The sequence below is a fragment of the Streptomyces sp. NPDC006393 genome (assembly GCF_040628575.1).
Taxonomy (GTDB): domain Bacteria; phylum Actinomycetota; class Actinomycetes; order Streptomycetales; family Streptomycetaceae; genus Streptomyces.
Genome location: NZ_JBEXZD010000040.1, coordinates 56,039 through 62,705, shown reverse-complemented (window position 1 = coordinate 62,705; position 6,667 = coordinate 56,039). Strand labels below are relative to the sequence as shown.

General features: G+C 73.7%; 5 protein-coding genes and 1 pseudogene. 5 read left to right on the top strand and 1 reads right to left on the bottom strand.

Annotated elements, in window-relative coordinates; genetic code table 11:
- A pseudogene (locus ABZ484_RS18860) lies at window positions 1-92 on the bottom strand (sulfurtransferase); the annotation flags it as partial.
- 96 nt (window positions 93-188) lie between these two features.
- Between ABZ484_RS18860 and ABZ484_RS18855 the strand changes: the two are divergent.
- The 5 genes from ABZ484_RS18855 (at window position 189) to moeZ (ending at window position 6,642) form a co-directional block, all read left to right on the top strand.
- Window positions 189-2,003, top strand: coding sequence for a DUF3492 domain-containing protein (locus ABZ484_RS18855; RefSeq protein ID WP_358867008.1), 1,815 nt, complete (start codon window positions 189-191; stop codon window positions 2,001-2,003).
- Entirely contained in the window at window positions 2,000-3,409 is a 1,410-nt protein-coding gene (locus ABZ484_RS18850; protein ID WP_358867007.1) for a hypothetical protein, read from the top strand. The genes ABZ484_RS18855 and ABZ484_RS18850 overlap by 4 nt, the downstream gene beginning before the upstream one ends.
- A 294-nt stretch (window positions 3,410-3,703) precedes the next feature.
- Entirely contained in the window at window positions 3,704-4,666 is a 963-nt protein-coding gene (locus ABZ484_RS18845) for an NAD-dependent epimerase/dehydratase family protein (protein ID WP_358867006.1), read from the top strand.
- Window positions 4,654-5,400: a spherulation-specific family 4 protein gene (locus ABZ484_RS18840; protein WP_358867005.1), complete on the top strand. Its 747-nt coding sequence runs from the start codon at window positions 4,654-4,656 to the stop codon at window positions 5,398-5,400. Before ABZ484_RS18845 ends, ABZ484_RS18840 begins: the two co-directional genes overlap by 13 nt.
- Window positions 5,401-5,463: 63 nt before the next feature.
- Window positions 5,464-6,642 (top strand): adenylyltransferase/sulfurtransferase MoeZ, encoded by a 1,179-nt coding sequence (gene moeZ / locus ABZ484_RS18835; protein WP_358867004.1) that lies wholly within the window; start codon window positions 5,464-5,466, stop codon window positions 6,640-6,642.
- The last annotated feature ends 25 nt before the right edge of the window (window positions 6,643-6,667 follow it).

Below are 6,667 nucleotides of genomic sequence, written 5' to 3'. Positions count from 1 at the left end.
TCGGTCCAGGAGCCGTCGTAGTTCTTGACGTTCTCGACGCCCAGCAGCTCGTGCAGGACGAACCAGGTCAGCGCGGAGCGCTCACCGATGCGCCACCGGCATGTCCGCATACGTTCGTCCCGTTGTGAGCCGCCGGTGCGACGGCGGCTCCCCGTACGGCGGAGACGGAAGAGATCGGGGGTGCACGCGTGCGCATCGGACTGGTGACGGAGGGTGGCTATCCGTATGTGAGCGGTGACGCCGGACTCTGGTGCGAACGGCTCGTGCGCGGGCTCGGACAGCACGAGTTCGACCTCTACGCGCTCAGCCGCACCCGGCAGCAGGAGGACGAGGGCTGGGTTCCGCTGCCGCGACAGGTCAGCCGGGTCCGTACGGCACCCCTGTGGACGGCAGAGGACGACGGCGTGCGATACGGGCGCCGTGCGCGCCGGCGCTTCACCGAGTGCTACGGGGAGTTGGCGGCGGCCCTGTCGGGGGCGGGCGGCGCCGAAGCCGGCGAAGCGGAAGGCGGCGTGGAAGCCGACGCGGAGGTCGGCGTGGCCGGTCAGGGCGGCCCGGACCATGAGGCGGACCGTTTCGCCAGTGCGCTGTACGGCCTCGCGGAACTCGCCCGGGACGAGGGCGGCCTCGTGGGCGCGCTGCACTCGGAAACCGCCGTCCGGGCGCTGGAACGCGCCTGTCGCGCGCCCGGCGCCATCCGTGAGGCGCGTGAGGCGCGCGTACCCGATCTGCTCGCGGTCGCCGCGCACCTGGAGCACGGCCTGCGCCCGCTCGCGCTCGACTGGTACGAGGACGACGGCCTCGGCGCGGCCGACCTCTGCCACGCCACGGCCGGCGGCACCGCGGCCCTGCCCGGCCTGCTCGCCCGCCACTTCTGCGACGTTCCGCTGCTGGTCACCGAGTACGGCGTGCCCCTGCGCGCGCACTACCTGGCCACCGGCGCCGGCGGGACCGCCCCGGCCGTACGGGCGCTGCTCGCCGCCTTCCACGGCAGGCTCGCCACCGAGGTCTACCGGCAGGCCGCCGTCCTCACCCACGGAAACGCCCACACCCGCCGCTGGCAGGAGCGCTGCGGCGCCGATCGCGCCAGGCTGCGCACCGTCCATCCCGGCATGGACGCCGCCGCGTTCGCCGAGGTCGGCGAGGCACCGGAGGCCGTCGACGCAGACACGCTGGTATGGGTCGGCCGCGTCGACCCCGCCAAGGACCTGGTGTCGCTGCTGCACGCCTTCGCCGAGGTCCGCAGAGCCGAACCGAAGGCGCGGCTGCGCGTCGTGGGCGGGGCGTCCGGCCCCGACGGGCAGGCCTACCTGGGCCACTGCAAGGCGCTGGCCGCCCAGTTGTTCCCCGACGAGGCCGAGGGGCCGCACACCGTGGGCGACAACCCGGTGTCCTTCGAGGAGATCGGCGCGCCCGAGGCCCCGACCCTCGCCGACGCGTACGCCTCGGGCGCCGTGACCGTCCTGTCGAGTGTCGTCGAAGGCTTCCCGGTCGGTCTCGTCGAGGCCATGTTCTGCGGCTGTGCCACCGTCTCCACGGACGTCGGCGCGGTCGTCGAGGTCATCGGCGGTACGGGGCTGGTGGTGCCCCCGCGTAATCCGCGGGCGCTCGCCGAGGCGTGTGTGACGCTGCTGCGCGACCCGGAGCGCCGTGCGCGCCTGGGCGCCGCCGCGCGCGCCCGCGCACTCGAACTGTTCACCGTCGAGCAGAACATCGCGGCGTTTCACGGCATTTACCTGGAGATCGTCTCGCGCTGCCCGGTCCGGCGTGTCGTCCTGGACGACTCCGGTGATCCCCTCCCGTTCGCCTCCCCGGCCGAGGCCCACGTCCCCGGCCACTGGACCGGGCCGGCCGCCCCGGCGCCCCCCACTGCCCCAGCAGCCCCCACCGCCCCAGGCGCCGCCTCATCGGCCCCGGCCGCGCACCGCCCGGGCCCCGCCTGGGCGAACGGCGTCTCCGTCTGGCCCCCGGCCCCCAAACCCGCCACGGAGGCCGCCCGATGACCACTCCCTCAGAACCCGGCCACCCGTTCACCCCCACCACCCCACAGCCACGCCCGGACGCCGACCAGGCCGAGCGGTTACGCCCGGGATGCGGCCCCGGCGAGCAGGAGCGCTCCGTCACGGCCGTCGGCACGCACCCGCACTCCGCTGCCAGCCCGCAGTCCGCCTCCGGCCCGCACTCCACCTCCGGTCTCGGCGGACAATCGCGCCTCGGTGAACGGCCGAGCCTCGGCGGCGGTGCTGCTTCCGGTGGTGCGTCCCCCGACTCCGGTGCCGCCTCCGAACGGCGGGTGCCCGGGGCCGCCCGGCGCGGTGCCGTCGATCCCGTCAAGGCGCTGATGCATCGTCACCGCGACCTGTGCGAACGGGCCGTCGACCCGCTGGAGATCGCCGCCGGTCTGGAGGCGCACGGCGTCACCGACCGCACCGCCGCCCGCTTCCGTCACCGTGACGTCTTCTCGCTGGCCGAGGAGATGTACGCCCGCGTCTCCCGGGCTCCAGAGGCGGCGCCGGCCACCGAAAGCGCCGACGTACCCAGGATGACCGTCGACCGGGTCGTGCTCGGCCTGCTGCCCGGCGCCCTGTGCGCGGCAGCGGTGACCGGGCTGCGCCTGACCGAGGGCCGGACACGCCTGGCCGTGGCCGCGGCCGGAGTCCTCGTCGTGGCCCTGGGCGTACGCGCCCTGCTACGCCGCGGCCCCCTGAGCACGCTCGGACACACCCCGGCCGGCACCTCCACACCGGGCACACGCGCCTGGACGTACTGGCTGATCGCCTACGCCGTCCTCGGCGACGGCCTGCTCGGCGCGGCCGTCACCGGCGGCCCCGACGGACTTCCGGACGGCACCGCGACCGGCCCCTGGCCCCTGGCCGTCGCCCCCGCCCTGGCCCTCGCACTCGGCTGCGCCCCGGCGACCTGGGCCGCGCACCTCTTCGCCGTACGCGCCCGGAACCGACTGGCGGCCAGCCGCGGCCTGGAGGAGTTCGCCGCGTCCGTACGCCCCCTGCTCCTGGCCGCGTTCGGACTGTTCCTGGGCGCCCTGGCCGCCCTGCTCGCCGTATGCGGTGCCGTCCTGCACCAGCCCGCCGGTGCTGCCCAGGCCCTGACGCTCGGCGCTCTGCTGCTGCTCGCCCGCCTCCTCACCATCCACGGCTTCACCCACGCCCCGGCCGTCGCCCTCGGGGCGGCGGCCACGGTCGAGGCGGTCGCCCAGGCGAGCGTCTTCGCCGCCCGCCTCCCCGGCTGCGGCCCGCTCGCCACGCCGGTCGACCGCCTGGTCGCCGCCTGGGGCCCGGGGTGCGTACCCGCCCTCGCCTGCGGCACCGCGGCCCTGGCCCTCCTGGTTCACGCGACCCGGACCCTGAGCAGGGCCTCGGCGCATGCCCGAGCGGAGGGACAGCCGTGACGAGCACCGGGCCGACCCCGCACCGCACCGGCCGTCCGCGTGCCGCCTCCGGGCGGAACCGGCGGGCCCCGGGCGCCGCGCGGTGCGGCACGCACCCACGCCGACGTATCCCCGCACGCGATCGCACCAGGTCGGAGCCGCAGGCAGAGCCGGCCTGCCGGCCGCGGGCGTCCGGCCGCACAGCCGGAGCCGAACGCACCACCCCCTTGAAGGAGAACACCACATGACCACCGCCCGATCCGGAGCGTCCGGAGCATCCGGAGCCACCGGAGCGCACACCCCGGGAGCCGCCCGATGAGGGTTCTGCTGATCGGAGCCAACGGATATCTCGGCCGCTTCGTCGCCGACCGCCTGCTCGCCGACCCGGCCGTCCAGCTCACCGCCCTCGGCCGCGGCGACGACGCCGACGTCCGCTTCGACCTCGCCACGGGCAGCCCCGGTGCCCTCACCCGCTTCCTGGACGCGGTGCACCCCGGAGTCGTCATCAACTGCGCGGGCGCCACCCGGGGCGGCGCCCGGGAACTCACCCGGCACAACACGGTCGCCGTCGCCACCGTCTGCGAGGCGCTGCGCCGCAGCGGCTGCGGCGCCCGCCTGGTGCAGATCGGCTGCGGCGCCGAGTACGGCCCCAGCCAGCCCGGCTCCTCCACCGCCGAGGACGCCGTGCCGCGGCCCGGAGGCCCGTACGGGGTCAGCAAGCTCGCCGCCACCGAACTGGTCCTCGGCTCGGGCCTCGACGCCGTCGTGCTCCGCGTGTTCTCGCCCGCCGGGCCCGGCACCCCGGCCGGCTCGCCGCTCGGCCGGCTCGCCGAGGCCATGCGCCGCGCCATGCAGGCCGGCGACGGCGACCTCAAGCTGGGCGGGCTGGGCACCCAGCGCGACTTCGTCGACGTACGCGACGTGGCCCGTGCCGTGCACGCAGCCTCGCTCTCGGCCGCCCAGGGCGTCATCAACATCGGCTCGGGGCGTGCCGTCCGGCTGCGCGACGCCGCCTCGGTCCTCGCCCGCGTCGCCGGGTACGGCGGTGCGCTCCATGAGCTCGACGCCCCGCACGGCGGCCATCTCAGGTCCTCGATCGGGCATCCCCGCACCGACCCCGAGCACCCTTCCCCGGCCGCGTACCCGTACCCCGACGGCTGCGGCAGCTGGCAGCAGGCCGATGTGCGCACCGCGCGGGACCGGCTCGGCTGGCGGCCCCGGATCAGCCTCGAAGAGTCCCTCGCCGACATCTGGATGGAAGCGGCATGCCGTATCTGACCAGCACTCCACCGACCTCGGGCACCGACGTCCGTACCGGCCTCGGCATCCCCGGCTGTGCCCACCCGCTGCTCGCCCCGGCCGAGTGGAACACGCTCACCCGGCCGGGCACGCCCCTGCACTGGGTCGTCCTCGACGTCGCCGACGGCCCCGGTGTCCAGCCCGACCCGCACTGCCTGGACGTGGCCGGACGCCTGCGCAACGCGGGCGTCCGGGTCCTCGGCCGCGTCGACGGCGCCCACGGCGCGCGGTCGCGGATCGACGTGATCGCCGACGCCCACCGCTACCTCGAGTGGTACCGGGTCGACGGCTTCCTCCTGGACCGCTGCCCCGTCGACCGCACCGGGCTGCCCGAGACCCGCCGCACGATCACCTCGCTCCGGGCCCTGCGTGACGATGCCCACATCGTCCTCGGCCACGGCACCCATCCGCATCCCGGCTACGCCGAGAACGCCGACCAGTTGGTGACGTTCAGCGGGGCCTGGAGCGACTACCGCTTCTCGCAGGCGCCGGAGTGGACCGCCGACTACCCGCCCGAGCGCTTCTGCCACTTCGTGCACGGCGTTCCGCGCGGTCATCTGGAGGAGGCGTTGCGCATCGCCCGCTGGCAGGGTGCGGCGACGATCTGGCTCACCGACCGCACGGACCGCGGCGGCCGGGCCGACCCCTGGGAGAACCTGCCCGGCTACTGGGACGAAATCGTCTCGCGGGTCGGACCAGGTGTCTCGGAATGAAGAAGGCCGTGGCAGTGTTACGAGAAGAACAACCGTAGTGATAGACCGACCAACGGAGTCCCCGTGTCGCTGCCACCCCTGGTCGAGCCAGCTGATGAGCTCACCGTAGACGAGGTCCGCAGGTACTCCCGCCACCTGATCATCCCGGATGTCGGGATGGACGGGCAGAAGCGGCTGAAGAACGCCAAGGTGCTCTGTGTGGGCGCCGGTGGCCTGGGCTCGCCGGCGCTGATGTACCTGGCCGCCGCGGGTGTCGGCACGCTCGGCATCGTGGAGTTCGACGAGGTCGACGAGTCGAACCTGCAGCGTCAGATCATCCACAGCCAGTCCGACATCGGCCGCTCCAAGGCCGAGTCCGCGCGCGACACCATCCAGGGCATCAACCCGTACGTGAACGTCGTCCTTCACGAGGAGCGGCTCGAGGCCGACAACGTGATGGACATCTTCAGCCAGTACGACCTGATCATCGACGGCACGGACAACTTCGCGACCCGCTACCTGGTCAACGACGCGTGCGTGCTGCTGAACAAGCCGTACGTGTGGGGTTCGATCTACCGCTTCGACGGCCAGGCCTCCGTCTTCTGGTCGGAGCACGGCCCCTGCTACCGCTGCCTCTACCCGGAGCCCCCGCCCCCCGGCATGGTCCCCTCCTGCGCCGAGGGCGGCGTCCTGGGCGTGCTGTGCTCGTCCATCGGCTCCATCCAGGTCAACGAGGCCATCAAGCTCCTGGCGGGCATCGGCGAGCCGCTGGTCGGCCGCCTGATGATCTACGACGCCCTGGAGATGCAGTACCGCCAGGTCAAGGTCCGCAAGGACCCCAACTGCGCGGTCTGCGGCGAGAACCCGACCGTCACCGAGCTCATCGACTACGAGGCCTTCTGCGGCGTCGTCTCCGAGGAGGCCCAGGCGGCGGCCGCCGACTCGACGATCACTCCCAAGCAGCTCAAGGAGTGGATCGACGACGGCGAGAACATCGAGCTCATCGACGTCCGCGAGCCGAACGAGTTCGAGATCGTCTCGATCCCGGGTGCCCGTCTCATCCCGAAGAACGAGTTCCTCATGGGCACGGCCCTGGAGAGCCTCCCGCAGGACAAGAAGATCGTCTTGAACTGCAAGACGGGCGTCCGCAGTGCGGAAGTCCTCGCCGTACTGAAGTCCGCGGGCTTCGCCGACGCCGTACACGTCGGCGGCGGCGTCATCGGCTGGGTCAACCAGATCGAACCGCACAAGCCGGTGTACTGATCTCACGGCTCGTCCTGTCTGTCGG

Excerpts from the sequence above, each read along its gene's own strand:
- ABZ484_RS18850 (WP_358867007.1), top strand. The coding sequence starts at position 2,000 with ATGACCACTCCCTCAGAACCCGGCCACCCGTTCACCCCCACCACCCCA.
- ABZ484_RS18845 (WP_358867006.1), top strand. The coding sequence starts at position 3,704 with ATGAGGGTTCTGCTGATCGGAGCCAACGGATATCTCGGCCGCTTCGTC.
- ABZ484_RS18840 (WP_358867005.1), top strand. The coding sequence starts at position 4,654 with ATGCCGTATCTGACCAGCACTCCACCGACCTCGGGCACCGACGTCCGT.